General features: G+C 71.1%; 18 protein-coding genes. 9 read left to right on the top strand and 9 right to left on the bottom strand.

Annotation, left to right across the window (positions count from 1 at the left end):
- Window positions 1-148 precede the first annotated feature (148 nt).
- A complete protein-coding gene (locus tag BX283_RS39100) occupies window positions 149-772 on the top strand; it encodes a hypothetical protein (protein ID WP_101392916.1) in 624 nt (207 codons plus the stop codon).
- 222 nt (window positions 773-994) lie between these two features.
- Here the strand turns inward: BX283_RS39100 and BX283_RS42275 are convergent, their stop codons facing one another.
- From BX283_RS42275 to BX283_RS39085, 3 genes are all read right to left on the bottom strand, one after another.
- The gene (locus BX283_RS42275) at window positions 995-2,368 is read right to left on the bottom strand and encodes a chaplin family protein (protein ID WP_373979774.1); all 1,374 of its coding nucleotides are present in this window, start codon (window positions 2,366-2,368) and stop codon (window positions 995-997) included.
- A 175-nt stretch (window positions 2,369-2,543) separates the two neighbouring features.
- A complete protein-coding gene (locus BX283_RS39090) occupies window positions 2,544-2,768 on the bottom strand; it encodes a chaplin (RefSeq protein WP_101393046.1) in 225 nt (74 codons plus the stop codon).
- A 258-nt stretch (window positions 2,769-3,026) separates the two neighbouring features.
- Window positions 3,027-3,437: a rodlin gene (locus BX283_RS39085; protein WP_101392914.1), complete on the bottom strand. Its 411-nt coding sequence runs from the start codon at window positions 3,435-3,437 to the stop codon at window positions 3,027-3,029.
- A gap of 194 nt (window positions 3,438-3,631) precedes the next feature.
- On the opposite strand from BX283_RS39085, the gene BX283_RS39080 reads away from it, so the two are divergent.
- Window positions 3,632-4,039 (top strand): hypothetical protein, encoded by a 408-nt coding sequence (locus BX283_RS39080; protein WP_101392912.1) that lies wholly within the window; start codon window positions 3,632-3,634, stop codon window positions 4,037-4,039.
- Window positions 4,040-4,186: 147 nt separating this feature from the next.
- Window positions 4,187-4,597 carry a rodlin gene (locus tag BX283_RS39075; protein ID WP_101392911.1) on the top strand — a complete coding sequence of 137 codons (411 nt, stop codon included), beginning with the start codon at window positions 4,187-4,189 and terminating at the stop codon, window positions 4,595-4,597.
- 117 nt (window positions 4,598-4,714) lie between these two features.
- Here the strand turns inward: BX283_RS39075 and BX283_RS39070 are convergent, their stop codons facing one another.
- Complete coding sequence (locus tag BX283_RS39070) at window positions 4,715-4,918, bottom strand: hypothetical protein (protein WP_101393045.1); 204 nt, start codon at window positions 4,916-4,918, stop codon at window positions 4,715-4,717.
- A gap of 179 nt (window positions 4,919-5,097) precedes the next feature.
- On the opposite strand from BX283_RS39070, the gene BX283_RS39065 reads away from it, so the two are divergent.
- Window positions 5,098-5,505, top strand: a complete 408-nt coding sequence (locus BX283_RS39065; protein WP_101392909.1) for a rodlin — start codon at window positions 5,098-5,100, stop codon at window positions 5,503-5,505.
- Between the two features lie 201 nt (window positions 5,506-5,706).
- The gene (locus BX283_RS39060) at window positions 5,707-6,189 is read left to right on the top strand and encodes a carboxymuconolactone decarboxylase family protein (RefSeq protein WP_257584505.1); all 483 of its coding nucleotides are present in this window, start codon (window positions 5,707-5,709) and stop codon (window positions 6,187-6,189) included.
- 66 nt (window positions 6,190-6,255) lie between these two features.
- Here the strand turns inward: BX283_RS39060 and BX283_RS39055 are convergent, their stop codons facing one another.
- The 5 genes from BX283_RS39055 to BX283_RS39035 all read right to left on the bottom strand — a co-directional run bounded on the left by BX283_RS39055 (window position 6,256) and on the right by BX283_RS39035 (window position 12,483).
- Window positions 6,256-6,657 (bottom strand): DUF6009 family protein, encoded by a 402-nt coding sequence (locus BX283_RS39055; protein WP_101392907.1) that lies wholly within the window; start codon window positions 6,655-6,657, stop codon window positions 6,256-6,258.
- Window positions 6,654-8,288 carry a phage/plasmid primase, P4 family gene (locus BX283_RS39050; protein ID WP_101392905.1) on the bottom strand — a complete coding sequence of 545 codons (1,635 nt, stop codon included), beginning with the start codon at window positions 8,286-8,288 and terminating at the stop codon, window positions 6,654-6,656. Before BX283_RS39050 ends, BX283_RS39055 begins: the two co-directional genes overlap by 4 nt.
- Entirely contained in the window at window positions 8,285-9,334 is a 1,050-nt protein-coding gene (locus tag BX283_RS39045; RefSeq protein ID WP_257584504.1) for a bifunctional DNA primase/polymerase, read from the bottom strand. Before BX283_RS39045 ends, BX283_RS39050 begins: the two co-directional genes overlap by 4 nt.
- Window positions 9,335-10,210: 876 nt before the next feature.
- The gene (locus BX283_RS39040) at window positions 10,211-11,056 is read right to left on the bottom strand and encodes a DUF4344 domain-containing metallopeptidase (protein WP_101392901.1); all 846 of its coding nucleotides are present in this window, start codon (window positions 11,054-11,056) and stop codon (window positions 10,211-10,213) included.
- Between the two features lie 431 nt (window positions 11,057-11,487).
- Entirely contained in the window at window positions 11,488-12,483 is a 996-nt protein-coding gene (locus BX283_RS39035) for a hypothetical protein (protein WP_101392899.1), read from the bottom strand.
- A gap of 464 nt (window positions 12,484-12,947) precedes the next feature.
- Here BX283_RS39035 and BX283_RS39030 point away from each other — a divergent pair, with 464 nt between their 5' ends.
- The 4 genes from BX283_RS39030 to BX283_RS39015 all read left to right on the top strand — a co-directional run bounded on the left by BX283_RS39030 (window position 12,948) and on the right by BX283_RS39015 (window position 16,909).
- On the top strand, window positions 12,948-13,784 hold the full coding sequence (locus BX283_RS39030) for a helix-turn-helix domain-containing protein (RefSeq protein WP_101392897.1): 837 nt from the start codon (window positions 12,948-12,950) through the stop codon (window positions 13,782-13,784).
- On the top strand, window positions 13,781-14,011 hold the full coding sequence (locus tag BX283_RS39025; protein ID WP_101392895.1) for a hypothetical protein: 231 nt from the start codon (window positions 13,781-13,783) through the stop codon (window positions 14,009-14,011). Before BX283_RS39030 ends, BX283_RS39025 begins: the two co-directional genes overlap by 4 nt.
- Before the next feature lie 352 nt (window positions 14,012-14,363).
- Window positions 14,364-15,647: a ParA family protein gene (locus tag BX283_RS39020; RefSeq protein ID WP_101392893.1), complete on the top strand. Its 1,284-nt coding sequence runs from the start codon at window positions 14,364-14,366 to the stop codon at window positions 15,645-15,647.
- Complete coding sequence (locus BX283_RS39015; protein WP_257584503.1) at window positions 15,644-16,909, top strand: ParB/RepB/Spo0J family partition protein; 1,266 nt, start codon at window positions 15,644-15,646, stop codon at window positions 16,907-16,909. The genes BX283_RS39020 and BX283_RS39015 overlap by 4 nt, the downstream gene beginning before the upstream one ends.
- The last annotated feature ends 142 nt before the right edge of the window (window positions 16,910-17,051 follow it).

Raw genomic sequence — 17,051 nt, 5'->3', positions numbered from 1 at the left:
TATACCCGATCGGAAAATATTCTTATTACGCTGATCGGGAAGATAATCAGTTGGGTACGTTGATCCCTCTATTGGGGTACGCACACGGTGACCGAAACCGGCACCGGGGAAAGGACATCGCCAGGACGGCCTTGAGGAGACGCGCGCGATGTACGAGTACGACCTGATCGTCGTCGGCGCGGGCCCCTACGGCCGCTCGATCGCCGCCCACGCCACCGCGGCGGGCCTGCGCCTGCGCCTGCTCGGCCGCCGCGCCCAGCGGACCGCGGACGCCCGGACGGTGACGGCGGTCCGCCCCTACGGCCGTGACGGCTTCGAGGTGGTGACCGAGGACGGCGAGAGCATGCGCACCCGGACGGTGGTACTGGCCCTGGGCCCCGCCCCGCTCACCGAACTCCCGGCCCCAGCAGGCAAGTTGCCCTGCGGGGCGCCCCGCCCCAGCCGGTTCGGCGCCACGCACCCGGCCCTGTTCCGCCGCCTGCCCACCGTCGTACGCCTTCTGCTGACCGACCGGCTGACCGACCCCACGGGCGCCGCCACCGACGGCGTCACCGTCCTGTCGATGCCGGTACGCCGCCGCCTCAGCCGCACCCCCGACGCACCCCCCTGGGTGGACACCCGCTTCGAATCCGCCCACCCGGGGCTGTTCTTCGCGGGTCTGCTGACGGCGGCGTTCTTCGGCCCGGCGATACGGTCCGCGCACGGGGCGGAGTTCACGGCGCGGCGGGTGCTGAGGGGTGTGCACCGACGGCTGGGCAGACAACAGCGCTGACGGCCCGCGCCGCTCCGGGCCCCGTCCGTGTGAAGTCCTCGCCGATCGGGTGAACGCGGGCGGGCCCGGCGCGGCCGGTGTGCTCCACTGAAAGGTGCGTGAACGGCGCCCGTCCGCCAGCCGTCGGCTCTCCCTTGCCGTGGGCGAGCGCCCCGATGTGACGGTACGTCACCGTCCCCCGAGGCCGGGAGAGCGCCCTCCGGCTCTCCCGGCCTCCTGCTGCTACCTGCGCGCCGCGACCGTGCCCCTGCGGTAGAGGATCCCGCCACCGATCAGGAGCGCCGCGGCGGCCGCTCCGGCCGCGCCCAGCAGGTCCGCGTCCCCACCGGTCGCCGCGAGCTGCGGACGGCTCGGCGCGGCGGGGGCCGCGTGCCGGGGCGTGTACGTACGTACGTGCTGAGGCGGCATCGCCCGGTTCACCGGCGGCACCACGTGCCGCGCGGGCACCTCGGGCCTGGCCGCCGGAGGCGTCTGCCGCGGCACCTGCACGGGCGGCCGCTCGGCCTTCGGCGGAACCGTCACCGGCGGCGTCACCTTCGGCGGGGCGACCACGGGCGGCTGCGGGGCCGGGGGCTGAGCCACGGGCGGCTGCGGGGCCGGAGGCATGGGAGCCGGGGGCTGCGGTGCGGCCGGACGGTGGTGCACGGGCGGCGTGGCGTGCTCATGGTGGACCGGCGGCGTCACATGCTCGTGGTGCACCGGCGGCTTCGCGGCCGGGACGTGGTGCACCGGCGGCTGGGGCGCGGGCGCGTGCGTCACCGGGGTGTGCGCGACCGGCGGGTGCGTCACGGGGTGGTGGGGCGCCGGGTGGTGCGGCTTCGGCGCGTGGACCACCGGCGTGTGCGGTACGGGCGGCTTCGCCTCGGGCGCGGGCGTCACCGGACGCGGGGCCACCGGCACGGGCGGGTGCGCGCGGTGCGTGACGTGCGGCGGGCGGGCGTGCGGCCGGGCGTGGCGCGGGCCGCCACCCTCCTTGGTCGCGCACTCGCTGCCGAACGCGGGGTTCAGCAGCGCGATGATGTTGACCGTGTTGCCGCACAGGTTCACCGGCGCCTTGACCGGGGCCTGGACCGCGTTGCCGGACAGCACACCCGGCGAGCCGTGCGCCACGGCGTGGCTGCCGGAGGAACCGCCGTGGCGGTGCTCCCCGTGGCGGTGCTCGTCCCGGCGGTAGTCGTCCCGACCGCCGTACTCGTCCCCGTACTCGTCGCCGTAACCGCGTCCGTGCTCACGTCCGTACGAGCCCTCGCGGTCGCGGTCGTCGCCGTAACCGCCGTACTCGTGGCGCCGCTCGTAGCCGTCACCACGCCCGTAGTCGTGACCCCCGCCGCGCCCGCGGTACGCGTCGTCCTCGTCGTCGTACGAGTCGCGCCCCTCATACCGCTCGTACCGCTCGTGCGCACGCTCGTCGTCCCGCTCCCCGTGCGAACAGGTGTTGCCGAACGACGGGTTGAGCGCGGCCACCGGGTCGACCGTATTGCCACAGGCGTTCACCGGAACGTCCAGCGGGGCCTGAATGGAGTTGCCGGACAGGACGCCCGGGGAATCACCGGTTTCGGAATTCGCATCCGCCGCGTGAGCGCAGGCGCCGCTCATGGAGAGAACACTGGACGCCGCCATGGCGGTGAACAGCGTCTTTTTGATGACCTGTCGCAATGCGGTGCTGCCTTCCTGGGGGCTCACGGTCTGCTCGCGCTCTCGGTTCGGGAGCCGGCTCCGGGATATGCCGCCGCACGTCCCGAAGCCGGCGGGAGAAATCCCTGGTGCGGTGTCAGTCGTTCTTGCACACGTTGCCGAACGCGGGGTTCAGCAGCGCGATGATGTTGATGGAGTTGCCGCACACGTTCACCGGCACGTGGACCGGGACCTGGATGACGTTGCCCGACAGGACACCCGGGGAGCCGACAGCGTCACCGTGGGCACCGGCGTCGGCGAGGGCCGGGGTGGCCGCACCCGCGGCCATGACGAGGCCGGCCAGGACAGTGGCGGTCTTCATGTACTTCACTTGTTTCTCTTTCCTTTGAGAAAGGCCGCGCAACGAATTGTTGCGCGCGGCGCACAGGAGAGGCACCGCTGACGAATTGGTAACGATTGCGCGGGGTAAAGGAAACCGGCCAGGAGGCGTACGCCGTATATTCACTCTCTTGGCAGCCGCCCCGCCCGTAGCACGGCACCACAAAGAAATGAGGCTGTCGGCACCTCGGAAAAACGGAGGTGCCGACAGCCGTCACTCAGGCGAAGTCGCGGGCGCGTTTCAGCTGCCGTTGGCGCCGTTGCCCGACAGAACCGGGATGTTGTCCAGGATGTGCGAGAGCGGCTCGTCCTTCTTGGCCTGGGTCGAGTTCTCGGTGCACTGCTGGTTCTGCTGGGCCGACAGGATCGGGATGTCCTGCACGCCGACGTTGATCAGGGCAAGGATCGACTGCGCCTGCAGCTTCTGCGCCAGGCCGATGCACGGCTTGTTCAGCGAGCCCTGGACCAGGCTGAGCTGGGGGCTCATGTCGCCCTCAGTCTTCTGGTTGCCGTAGGCCTGCTTCGCGTCGTTCCCGCTGTACGCCGTGGCGCCGTTCTCGTTCCCGATGGCCATGGCCTGAGGAGCGGCGGCGGCTGCGGCACCGAGGATGGACGCGGTGACCGCCGTGGCCGCCATAACCTTCTTGATCACAGGGTGTTCCTTTTCTGGAGAGAGGAGTTCACGCGTTTACCGCACTCCGATCAACTGCCTTGGTGAGGTTTTAGTGACGCCCATTCACCCGATCGGTGGGGAACGGAATTCAGGCTGCCATGCGGCGCGCCACGGGGGCGGACGTATGCAGGCCGTTTATCATTCCGTTTCGTTTCTCATCAACAGGAGGTCCTTTGAAGCGCGCGAGCGCGGCTGACGCGGGTGCCGGCAGACGGCGGCGCCGCGGTTTCTGGAGCGACAGGGAACTCAGGCTGGTCGAGCGCCTGGCGGCCCTGCACCATCAACTGGACGCACTGCACCAGGAACGCGCCGCCCTGATCTCGTACGTGGCGCGGCTGCACGGCGGCGATGTCACCGCGGAGCGTACGGGCTGGTCGCTGGTGCATGTGCACACGGCGGCGGGCCGGCTGTCGTGGCGGGTGGCGCCCGACGACTGGCATCTGTTCGCCGGGCTCGGCGAGGGCCCGGCCGCCCCCGGCGACCGCACACCGCCCCACCTGCGCACCGCCGAGACCAACACCCGGCTCTCCTTCCTCCATCTGCACCGCCGCCCCAACATGTCCACGGCGAAACGCAGTTGAGTTCCCTCTTCCCGACGGCCCGCCGCCGATCGGCCGTATGGGTGAGGGAGGGAAACCAAAGCGCGACAAGTCAGTTGACCAGACAGCTCCTACAGCTCCGGTCGGGGCATCCATTCCGGACGGGGCATCCATGAGGAAGGGACCAGCGTGCTCAAGAAGGCTATGGCGGCAGTTGCCGTTTCCGCGTCCGTCGTCGGAGTCTCCGCGGCTGCGGCGCCCCAGGCCCTGGCCATCGGGAACGAGAACGGCACCACCACGTTCAGCGGGAACAACGCGATGCAGGCGTACGGGAACTCCGCCACCTACGGCGACATGAGCCCGCAGATCGCGCTCATCCAGGGCTCCTTCAACAAGCCGTGTATCGCCCTGCCCGCGAAGGCCAACCTCCAGTCCCTCATCGGCCTGCTCAACATCGGCGTGCAGGACATCCCGATCCTGTCCTCGCAGCAGACCCAGCAGTGCACCGAGAACTCGACCCAGGCCAAGGGCGACGAGCCGCTCTCGCACATCCTGGACAACATCCCGATCCTGTCGGGCAACGGCGCCCGCCACAGCTGACCGGCCGCGCGAGAACCGCCCGCGCGAACGCAAAGGGCCGGGCCACCGTCATCGGTGGCCCGGCCCTTTCGCGTACTCCCGTCCGTACGCGCGTACTCCCGCCCGTACGGACGAGGTTCACGCGGGCCAGCAGGGGCGGGCCATCACGGCCTTCCACTCGCGGTCGGGGCCGCCCGGCAGGGTGCGGCCCCGGGCGGCCCAGGCCTCGGCGAGCTCCTGGTAGATGGGCGGCCCGGCGACCGGTGCGGGCGGCGGGGCGCTCTCCCTGCGGCTGGCGGGGATGAACGCCTGTCGGTGCCAGGTGCGTTCGGGCTCCGGCATGTCTGTCACCTCGAATTCGCGGGAGGGGTCCTTGACACCCATACCGTGCGACGCGCCCGTTCACGGCCCGGATAGGCCATTCGGGCCATCAAACCTCACGGACAGCAACCGCTTGCGGTGTCCGGCCGTTGATGACCACAGAGCTCCGCCCGTGGAGCCGGACTCAATAAGGAGCCAACATGCAGAAGGTGTGGTCGGCCGCGGCCGTCGCCGCAGCCGTCTCCGGTGTCACGATGATGGTGGCGCCCCAGGCCATGGCCATCGGGAACGAGAACGGCTCCACGTCGTTCAGCGGAAACGACTCCGTGCAGTCGTACGGCAACGCCAAGACCAAGGGCGACATGAGCGGCCAGATGAGCGTGATCCAGGGCACGCTCAACAAGCCCTGCATCGGCCTGCTCCAGAAGGTCCAGGCGCAGTCCCTCGTCGCGCTGCTCAACGTCGGCGTGCAGGACATCCCGATCCTGTCGGCCCAGCAGAACCAGCAGTGCACGGAGAACTCGACCCAGGCCAAGAAGGACGAGCCGCTCTCGCACGTCATCGACAACATCCCGATCCTGTCGGGCAACGGCGCCAGCGAGAGCTGAGCCGCCCCTTCCGGGCTCGGCCCGCGCCGAACGGCTCCGGGCACACCGGGCTGTCGGCACCTCCCCCTGCGGGGACGGTGCCGGCAGCCCGGCCGTTTTTCCGCTCCCGCGCGGTTTCCCCGTACCGGGGTCGTCCCGTTTGCCGTACTGGCTCGTTGGTCCTCGTGAGACGAGCACCGGACGAGCACAAGGAGGCACACCATGACCGCCGCGACGACACCCGCGCCCCGGATGCGCAACCCCGCCGTGGTGCTGCCCGGGGCGATGCGGGCGATCCGGGCCCTGCTCGCCGCCTTCGAGGCCGCCGAGAACGGCGGAGTGCCGAAGGCGACGCTGGAACTGGTGCACCTGCGGGCGAGCCAGATCAACGGATGCTCGTACTGCGTCCACGGCGGCGTGCTCAGCGCCAAGAGCGCCGGGGAGAGCGACGAGCGGCTGCACGCGGTGGCGGCCTGGCGCGAGGCCCGCTGCTTCACCGACGCCGAACGGGCCGCCCTGGCCCTGGCCGAGGCCGCGACCCGGCTCAACGACCGCCCCGACCCGGTACCGGACACCGTCTGGGACGAGGCCGCGCGCCACTACGACGAACGCCAGCTCGCCGCCCTGACCCTGATGATCGCCCTGACGAACCTGTTCAACCGGCTCAACGCGACGACGCGACAGCCGGCGGGGGCGACCTGGTAGGCAGGGCCACTCCTACCGCTGACGGAGTTTTCGTACGCCCATGCCCTCGCTGCGCGTACGCGGGTCTCAGAGCGGCAGCGTTATCCCGAGTTCGCGCATCGCCGAGGACGGCGGACCGCCCTCCGAGCGCTCCGTCTTGCGGCCCTTGCTGCCCGGGGCGAGCGTGCGCGGGTCGATGGCCTCGGCGGGCGCGCCCGTCGCGTACAGGCCGTCCGGCTCGCTGTCGCGGTCGTGCGGCAGCACCCAGAAGACCCGCCTGCGCCAGGTGCCCGAGGACGGCGACGCCTTGGCCTTGGGGCCGAGCAGCGCGTAGCCGACCATGCGCCCGTCGCGGTGGTAGGCGGGCTTGCTGCGGCGCGTCGGCAGCCGGTCCAGGCTCTGGCGCACGTAGTCGAGACCGGAGATGTCCTCCAGCCAGACCAGCTCGGTCTCATGGCTGATCTCGTCGTCGGTGATCAGGGAGCTCATGCCCTCTCCTCGTCGGCGAGCAGTCCGATGCCCGGGTAGTACTTCCGCGAATTGGACAAGATCATCTCCTTGGGCGAGGCCAGCCCGACCAGTTCGCGTGCGCGCGCGGCGAACGCGCGGGAGGTGATGACGGGTGCCCCCTCATTCTGACACCAGGCCCGGTACGCGGCGTAGAGGCGGGTCTGCTCCGCCCGGTGGTCGGGGTGCAGGGCGCAGGTCTCCTCGAAGAACCGCCCGGTGTGGTCCTCGGTCTCCGCGTACACGGTCGTGGCGATCCGCACCCGCTCCGGGCCGGTGAGGTCCTTGTCGCCGCCCAGATAGCGGCGGGCGCCCTCGATCAGCCAGTTCAGGATGCCCGGGCCCTCCTCGGTGACCAGGACGTCCGCCAGGTTGTCGATCTTGCGTTCGTCGGAGACGACGCGTTCGAACGGAATCAGCCGCATACGGCGCCAGAACGCGAAGCCGCCGGTGCCGACCTCGGGGCGGTGGTTGCCCAGCAGCCACAGCTTGTGGGTCGGCTGGAAGCTGAAGAAGTCCTGCCGCATCCGGCGGGCCTTGATGCGGTCGCCGCCGGTAAGGAGCTTGACGCGGGCCTCGTCGAACTTGTCGCCGGGCTTGACCTCGGAGCAGACGATGACGCGCCGCCCGTGCAGCTCGGCGAGGTCGGTGGGGTGCCCCTCGAAGGGCCGCGCCATGAGGAAACCGGGGGGACCCGCGTCGGCGTAGTCGCCGAGCAGCTTCATCACCACGTCCAGCAGGACCGACTTGCCGTTCTTGCCCGATCCGAACAGGAACGGCATGATCTGCCCGCCCACGTCCCCGGTGATCGAGTAGCCCAGCAGCAGATGCAGGAAGCCGATCATCTCGGAGGACTCCGCGTCCTCGCCGAACGTGTCGGTCAGGAACCGGTTCCAGCGCGGCGTCGGCATCTGCCGGGGCCCGGTCGACGTCGAGCGGGAGTGGAAGTCCTTGTTCGGGTCGGGCGTGCGCAGCAGCCCGGTGCGCAGGTCGACGATCCCGGCGGGCGTGCACAGCGCGTACGGGTCGGCGTCGAGCAGCGCCGCGTTCAGCACCATGCCCGGCGCCGAACGTGCCTGCGCCAGCATCGCGTTCATCCCGGCCGTCGACAGGGCCCGGCGGCGGTGCTGTTGCAGCGACTGCACCGTGTACAGGCCGCGCGGGTCGCTGTCGGCGATGTTCTCGGCCAGGTCGCCGGCCGCCCACATCACCGTGTCGTCCTCGTCGAGCTGCCAGCGGGTGGTGTCCCAGCGGTACCAGCCCAGGCCCGGCACATGCCGGTAGTCGTCCGCGAACAGCTTCACGAACAGCTTGGCGTTGCCCCGGTCGGTGAGCGTGTCGGGCAGCAGGCCGGCGTGCGTCGAGGTGTGGCCGGGCGCCTCCGCGTCCCCAACGGCCGCTGCCGCCCCGTGCGTCACCGGCTCCTGCGCCGATCCCGGACGGGCCTCAGAAGGGCCCTGGCTGCCCGTCTGAGCGGGCAGCAGGGCTTCCCCGGCCCCTGGGGCCGGGGAGTGCGCAAGGATCTGTGAGGCGACCGTCTGCGGGTCGAAGTCGAAGAGCACGTCCTCGTGCCCCCGGCCACGGCCGCCGCTGCCCTTGCCGGAGGCGGTCATGGGCGGCTCCGCAGTTCCAGGGGGCGCCGCGACCCGGCGGCCATGCCGCCGCGCACGATCGGGGCGGCCCGGCGCTCCTGGCCGGGCCGCGCGTACTCGGCCACCTCCAGCAGCACCCGCTCCCCCGCGTCCTGCCCGAGGTACCCGGCGGCGACCAGCCCGCCCACCGTGTACGCGGCCCGGTTCAGCTTGTCCGTGAAGCCCGCGCCCTCGGCCACGGCCGCGCAGTCGGCGACCTCGGCCAGCGCGGCGGCGAGCACCCGCGTCGCCTGCTCCCGCCCGGCTCCTGCGGCGATGACGGCCTGGCGGGCACGGTTGGGGCGGGGCTGGCGCGCAACGCGCTGAGCGGTCCTCAGATGCCCTGTACGGGCCAGCTCGTCGGCCAGCCAGGACGGCAGCGGGGCGGGGTCCCCGGCCCCTTCGAGGGGCTGGTACGTCCCTGCCGGGGTGACGGTCCCGGGCGCCACGATGTACCCCCCGTGGGCCCGCACATCGACCTGCCAGGCCAGGGAACAGCCTCCACCCTGGCCCACGGAGGAGTACCAGCGCCGGCCGTCGGGAACGGCCTCGTACCAGATGTGCAGCCCGCCCGAGGGGGTGCGTACGCGCAGGGTCGAGGCGTCGTCCGCCGGGCTCTTCTCGCCCCGCAGAGCGGCCAGGACGGCCAGGGTGTGGAAGCCATGGGACATGCCCATCAGATCGACGTCGTCGTGGATGGGGATGCCGGGCAGGATGCGGTCGCGGCCCGGGAGCGGCTGGGAGTGCACGTCGACGTCGATCACGACGAGGCCCGAGGCTCCGCAGGCGACCCCTACGCCGAGGTGCGGGTCGCTGCCCCACCACCGGTCGACCAACTCCGGCTCGATGGTGGCGGCCTGGAAGCCGTGGCACCAGCGGCCGGCCGCGATGCAGGCACAGCCGTCGTAGTGATGGCCCGGGCGGCGGCAGCGCGAGCAGTTGGCCACGGGCGTCTTCCGTCCCGGCCCGAGGGGGTGCACGGCCCAGGCCCGGGCGGCGCAGCCCCGCGCCAGGGCGAGCGGCCCCATCCCGGCGAGCTCGGCAAGCGTCGGCCCAGATGCTGACTGCTCTGAGTCGCTGCGTGAAAAACGCAGCTCAGCAGTCATGTGGTTCCCCTACTCAGCGACTGAAGCGACTCAACGACGGACATAGGTTAGCGAAGCTTCCGGCGAGGTGAGCGCAGGCCCCCGAAAAGGGCTCCTCCGTGTCGGATACAGGCCCAGCTACGCAACGAGCGGCAGCGACCGAAGGACAGCGACCGAAAAATTTTCAGTCGCTGCCTTCGGTGCTGCACGTCATTGCAGGTCAGAGCAGCTTTGAAGATCCAACAGCGACTGACAGCGACTCAATTGCCCCTCTTATCAACGGAACGCGCACACGAGGAAAAAACGCAAAATCCGTAACTAACATAGGAGCCAGAGTCGCTTCAGTCGCTGTCTGAGCGAGCCAACCCACCTTGACCTGGGGTTTTGTGGCAGCGACTGAACAGCTACCGAAGCCTCAGGGTCGCTCGGGTTCAGTAGCTGCAGTCACAAAACGCCCAAAACGCTGTCACCCTTACCGCGCGTAACAGCGACTGAAGGCCTTGGCAGCGACTGAACGGCAGCGACTGAAGCCCTGCGAGCCCAGCGACCGGAGCGACTGAAGCGACCGAGTTCCGCACCTGCCCCCGCGACTGGTCCGGGACACGCCAAGAACTCCGGGTCTCAGTCGCTTCGGTCGCTCCAGTCGCTACGACAGCCGTACCCCCCACCCGCCTCCGCGCTGCTGGGCCGTCTTTGGTCTTTTCCTGCAGGGTCGCTGCAGGCTGCGGCTCGGCCCGTACCGCTGCCGACGCTTGGCCCTGCTTCGGCCGTCTCGGGCCTTCAGTCGCTCCGGTCGCTTGAGTCGCTGCGCCCAGCGACTCAAGCGAGACGTTTCTGCCAGGCGGCCCGCATCCCGCGCCACTCCTCCCCGCAGCGACTGGCCCTCTCCCGGGAGAGCAGCTTGGTGCCGACGAGGTCGGTGTTACGGGTGGGATCGGCGCCGTAGAGGTAGCAGAGGTGGTGGGAGGCGCGCACGAGGTCCGAGGTGTGCGCATCCCGGGCCTCCTCCCCGCTTGCTGCGCCCGCGTCCCCGGCCGCCGCCGACAGCTCGTACTCCCGGGCCGCCACCCGCAGCTGCCGCTCCCCCGCCTCGCCCCGGCGGATCAGCATCAGCGCGGCGAACTGGTCGGCCGCGTCCTCCTCCGCCCGGTCGCCGAGGTCCAGGCCGAGGCGGTCGACGAGGGCGTGCCCGGCCTCATGGAAGAACGTTTCCGCCAGCACAGCGGCGACCTCGTCGTCGGCCGGGCGCACCCCCGCGCCCTCGAACAGCTCGCGTTCCTGCGCCACGTCGTCGTAACAGATCTCGATCCGCCGCGCCCCGGGATCGTAGGCCGAGCCCTCTCCCCCACAGGAGCGGCCGACCACCGCGAACGCGCCCGCCCGGCCGAACGCGTTCGCCTCGGCCGAGCCCTGCTCCAGGACCCTGCGCCCGCGCAGGAACGCGGCGTTGGTCCGGTCGGAGGCCGAGGGGGGCTCGTAGCGGACGGAGAAGCCCGTACGGGGCGCTGGGCGGGCCTCGTCGTCCCCGGGCGACGAGGAGGCGCCCGGGGAGCCGCAGGCGGCCATGCTCAGCGTCAGGAGGGCCGATGCGATCCCCGCGTAGAGCTGGATCCGGGAACGGCCGCCCCGGACCGGGCCGCCTCCACCGCTCCCCCGTCTGCGCATGGACGCATTAAAGGCGCCGACGGAACGTTTCGTCAGCGCCTCCGGGAGACTCCCGGCCGAGTGCGGGGATTTCGGGGATCTCGGGCGACCGTCCGCGCCGGGACACGAGGGCGTGACGGGCGCCGGGCACGCCGGCGCCCGTCACGGAGGCGTGCCGAGACTCGGCAGCGTCCGGGCATCCCGGCTCGGACACCCGGCCCCGCGCGATGCCCGGCAGAGCCCGACGACAGGCCCTGCACTGCCGGTTCTGGCATGCGCACGGATGGCAGTCCCCCGTGACAGCGGACGTACGGACCGAAGTCGCCCCAGGCCGCGGGCCACTTCGATCGGCCGGGCCCAGCATGCAACAGCCCGACCGCGTTTTCCCCCGATGATTTTTCTGCCTAAAACCCGTCGGGCCAGTCGACGCCACCACTCCCCCACCGGCGCCGTCACTCGTCGTCGATCAGCCGCTCCGCCGACAGCGCCCAGCGGTACGTGAGTTCCGCCAGCGTCGACACCTGCCACAGCTCACGCAGCTTGCCGATCTCCTTCGAGAGCGTACGCAGCCCGATCCCCAGGCGCTGCGCCGTGATCCGCTGCTCGATCCCCGCGGCGGTGTCCCGCAGGATCTCCCGCTGGAGCCGCGTCGTACGCGCCCCCGCCGCCACGTCCGACACCCGCGGATCCCCGTGCCAGATCTCCGCCCGCCGCCACTCCTGGTCGAAACCCTCCGCCATGTACGCCACCGCCGCCCGGTCGAGCACATGCCAGGCCGCGTGACTGGGCACCGAGTTCACGATGTGGTCGGAGACGAACGCGGTCCGCCGGTCCACGATGATGCACCGCTGGAACGGCCCGATGAGCGTACGGAACTGCGCCCCCTTGCCCGTCATCACCCGCGCCCACTCACGCGTCGCCTCGTCGTCGCGGACACTGTCGCGGTACAGCGTGCGTACGCTCACCCCGCGCTCCAGCGCCCGGCTGTCGCGGTCCATCGCGAGGGCGAGCAGCTCCCGGCTGCGCGGCCCGCCCGGCTGGGCCGTGAGTAGCTCGCCCTGCGCCTGGCTGATCGCCTGCTCGATACGGGCGTTGACCAGCCCCGGCTCCGTCAGGAACTCCGAACCGCGCCCCGAACGCCACTTGGCCCGCTCGAAGTGCACGCTCAGCTCGTCCGCGTCCTCGGGTATCGCCGCCATCCGCGCCGCCCGGGCCGCCATCTCCCGCAGATCCGCGTCCAGTTGCCGCCGGGCCGCCTCCTGCGGGTCGAGCGCGATCGGGATGTCCGGCAGATCGGCGTCGACCGCCACCAGGCCGCGCTCCCGCAGCCGCTCCAGGACCGGCCCGTCCTCGGGGGTGACGGGCTCGTGCCGGGTGATCCGCCCGTACAACTCGACCGCCTCCGGCGGCAGCCGGTCCCCGTGCCGCGCCGGATTGTCGCTCTCCACCTGGTTCGCCCCCGTCGGCGCGCTGCGTGCGTACGCCCGGCGCACACACGCAGCCGCCACCGCTTGATCGCCGTATGTCCGACCAGGCAGCGTACCGGTGGGCCTGTACGGAACCGGCTCCGCCGGGGACGCCCTCCCCGGTCCCGGCCGAAACCGCTCGCACGGACGGCCGATGTTCGAGCCCGTTCCGCGCGAAGGGCGCTCGTGGAGGCGCCCGTTCAGCGGGGCCCCCACCACGGCGTACGAGAGGAAGCACCGATGCAGCACGGCGAGGCACACACGGCGACACCACTGCCGGACCACAGCGCCCGGCCCCGCGCGGCCCGCGCGCGCCGGGACTCCGCCTGGGGCTGCTGATCCCCGGGATCCCTGGCCCGGGCCGTAAGCGCCCGCACCGGCACAGCTCACCGAGGCGGCCGCCACCCACCCTGCCGCAGGCCGCCCACGCATGGGGAACACGTTTCATGGACAAGGTTGCTCTGCGCGGCCTGCTGCGCGAACGCCGCGCACTCATCACACCCGAGAGCCACGGCCTGCGCCGGCCCACCCGCCAGGGCCGGCGCGCCCCCGGCCTCTCCCAGGCCCAGATCGACCAGCTGCTGCACCGCGCCCCCGACACCTACGGGCGCCTGGAGTCCGGCCGCTACGGCAACCCGCCCGCCGACCTCCTCGAAGACGTGGCCCGCCTGCTCGGCATGAACGAGCAGGAATGGATCGCCCTGTGGCGGTACGGACTCGGCCAGGATCCCCCGCACCCCCTCAACTCGCGCTCCGGCGAGGAGATCCCCGGGGTCTGGCAGGAAGCCGTCGACGGCATCGCGCACATGGCGTACGTCCACGACCGCTCCTGGAACCTCCTCGCCCACAACTCCGCCTTCGCCGCGCTCTTCCCCGACGGCCGCGCCCCGCACAACACCATGCGCTGGATGGCCCTCGACCGCAGCGCCCGCTCGGTGCTGACCGACTGGGAGAACGCCTGGGCCCCCTTCGCCCTCCCCCACCTGCGCGGCGCGCTCGCGGCCGACCCGCACGACGAGACGCTCAAACAGATCGAGAAGGAAGTCCTCGCCGACCCCGTCTCCTCCCCCCTGTACGAGCGGGCCGGCGCCCACATCCACCTCGACGGCGACGAACGCCCCCTGCACCACCTGGCCCTCGGCCCCGGCTGGGTCACCCTCTGCACGGCCCAGCCGATGGCCGCCCCCGGCGCCCGCATGATGATCCTGGTCTTCCACCCCGGCGAACGCCGCCGCCACACCTGCACCCCGATGCTGCGAGCAGACCCCGCGAGGCACCCATGAGCGCCCTGGACCTGTTCCTCCTCCTGCTCTTCGTCTGCTGGACGTCGACGTCGGTGGCCCTCCTCACCGACTTCCGCGCCCTGCGCACCCGCCTCAGCAAGTCCCGCGCCCGCAACGACCCCTACGCGATCCGCCACCGCAGCAGGATCCTCACCGCGTTCGCCTGCGGTGGAGTGGTGACGGGCGTATACGGAGTGCTGGGCGTCCTCTACGTCGCCCTGACGTGACGCACGAGCACCCGGACGAACACGAGGCCCGACCTATCACGCCGTGATAACCCGGCCGGGGCGGCGGAAGCCGCGCACACGGTGAAGCGAGACCGACGCCGACCTATCACGGCGTGATAGGTCGCGGCCGCAACCACGTGGCATGAGCCGGGTTATCACGGCGTGATAGGTCCGCTGCGACGACTTCGGGCTATGAGGGCTATCACGCCGTGATAACTCCCCTCCCCCACCACCCACTTCACCACCTCTTCGCCCCATTCACCCCGTTACCTCCCTGAAATCCCACCCCTTGGGCCAGAAAGCTAACGTGTCGGTCCATCAAACGATCTCCGGCGTTAGTAGAGTTACGTTCATGACCTCACCTGCCACCAGAAGCGACCGGGAGAAGGTCGTCTCGAAGCTCCCCCTGCGGCTCCGCCAGGAGTTGAAGATCCGCGCGGCACAGCTCGGAGTCGACATCCAGGAAGCCGTGGAGACCGGCATCACGACCTGGCGCAGCCTCGGCTCGAACCTCTCCCCCATCGACACCTCCGGCGCCGAATCGTTCGCCACCTTCCTCCCCACCACCCAGTGGACCGGCTTCCGCGCCGACTGCAAGGACCGGGGCGTCTCCCTCATCCAGGGCCTCGCCCAGTCCGTACAGGTATGGCTCGACCACCACCCCGCCCCGGCCGTACGGCGGCCCGCGATCGTGCGGCGCATCGTCGTCTGCAACCAGAAGGGCGGCGTCGGCAAGACCGCCATCACCGCCGGGACGGGCGAGGCCCTGGCCGAAGACCCCACGGTCCTCATGCCCGTACGCGTCTCCAAGCACTTCGCCGCCCTCCTCGACGACGGCAAGGACGGCAACGAGGGCTCCGACGCGGCCGCCAGCGGCGTGCGCACCGACCCGCTCGCCCTCGAAGACCTGCCCGGCCTCGGCCAGCGCGTCCTGCTCGTCGACTTCGACCCCCAGGGCCACCTGACCAAGCAGCTCGGCCAGGAACCGCTGCCGATGGGCGGCGACTCGCTCACCAACCACATGGCCGGCGACGCCAAGGGCGACCTGCGCGATGTCATCGTCGCCATCGACGAGGACCGCTTCGGCGACCGCCTCCACCTCCTGCCCGCCTGCACCGACGCCTTCCTCCTCGACGTACGCCTGGCATCGGTACGCGCCCGCGAAGCCGCCCTCGAACGCGCCCTGGCCCCCGTCGAAGCCGACTACGACGTCATCCTCATCGACTGCCCGCCCAGCCTCGGCCTCAGCATGGACGCCGCCGCCTACTACGGCCGCCGCCGCCCCGACGAGGTACCCGGCAACTCCGGCACCCTCATCGTCGTCCAGGCCGAGGACAGCAGCGCGGACGCCTACGACCTGCTGACGTCGCAGATAGAGGACATGCGCACCGACCTCGCCCTCGAACTCGACTACCTCGGGATCGTCGTCAACCACTACGACGCCCGGCGCGGATACATCGCCACCTCCTCCCTCCAGTCCTGGATGGACATCAAGGACCCGCGCGTCGTCGGCGTCATCGGAGACCTGAAAGAACAGAAGGAAGCGGTACGCGTCAAGCGCCCCCTCCTGTCGTACGCCCCGCGCTGCGACCAGTCCGTCGGGCTGCGCGCCCTCGCCCGGGAGATCAGCAAGTGAGCAAAGCCAAGGACCTCGGAGCAGGCTCGTCGTTCGGCCAGGCCCGGCCCGTCTCCGCCCGGCGCGCGGCCATCGGCGCCGCGACCGTCGCCCCGACCGCCGGCGTCCCCGACCCGACCGAACTCCCCGTCGGCCGCATCAGCCAGAACCCCGACAACCCCCGCGAGCAACTGCGCGACCTCGACGGCCTCGCCGACAGCATCCGCGAGATCGGCCTCGTCAACGCCATCACCATCGCCTCGGTCGAGGCCTACCTGCGCGAACGCCCCGACCGGGCCGACGACCTCGACCCCGACACCCGCTACATCGTCATCGACGGCCACCGCCGCCTGGCCGCCGCCAAACTCGCCGGCGTCCCCACCATCCGGGTCAGCGTCGACAACGCCCTCGTCTCCACCGACGAGGCGCTCCTCGAAGCGGCCTTCGTCGCCAACGTCCACCGCGACGACATGAACCCGCTGGAACAGGCGAACGCGCTCAAGAAGCTCGTCGAGTTCTACGGCTCCCAGAACCGCGCCGCCAAGCGCCTCGGCATCGCCCAGTCCACGATCTCCTCCAAGCTGTCGGTCCTGGACCTCACCCCCGAACTCCAGGCCGACCTGGTCGAGGGCCGCCGCAAGGTCGAGCACGTACGGAACCTGTCCAAGTACACCGGCGACCAGCAGCGCGAACAGGCCGACGCCCGCGCAGCCGCCGCCGAGGAACGCCGGGAGGCGACCCGACGAGCGGCCGAGCTATCACGCCGTGATAGCTCGTCGATGCTCCCCGACCTCACGCCGAGCGACAGCACCTCGGCGATCGTCGCCCTGGCACGCGGCCAGAAGGCCGAGCTGTACCCCCAGCCCGACCCCGACGAGGCAGCCGACCTATCACGCCGTGATAACTCGACACCCGAGGCGGACCTATCACGCCGTGATACCCCCCGGACCGAGACCGCCCCCGCACACCGCCCCAGCCCCGCACGCGACACCGACCTATCACGCCGTGATAACTCCACGCCCGAGGCGGACCTATCACGCCGTGATAAGTCGGCGGGGGACCCCGACCCCGTCCACGGCAGCGACCTCCCGGCCCCGCGCCCCGAGGCCCACTCGGGACCCGGCGCCCGCCCCGTCGTCAAAATGCCGTGGAACGACGGCGTCGCCTGCGCCGAAATCGCCATCTCCCGCATGACCCCCGCCGAGCGAGGCCGCATGCTGGCACGCCTCCAGGAGGAGGCGGCCAGAGAAGCCACCCGAACGGAACCGGCAACAGCGGACTGACCCCCAGCGTTCCCCGAGGAACGGGCGGGAAGCAGCCGGATTATCACGGCGTGATAGGTACACCAGCCCCACCGGGCCCGAGCAACCGACCTATCACGCCGTGATAACCGACGAAGCGCGCACCCATCTCACGTCTCCCTCA

Origin of the sequence: Streptomyces sp. TLI_146, from assembly GCF_002846415.1 — a bacterium.
Lineage (GTDB): Bacteria > Actinomycetota > Actinomycetes > Streptomycetales > Streptomycetaceae > Streptomyces.
This window is presented reverse-complemented; position numbering and strand designations above follow the sequence as displayed.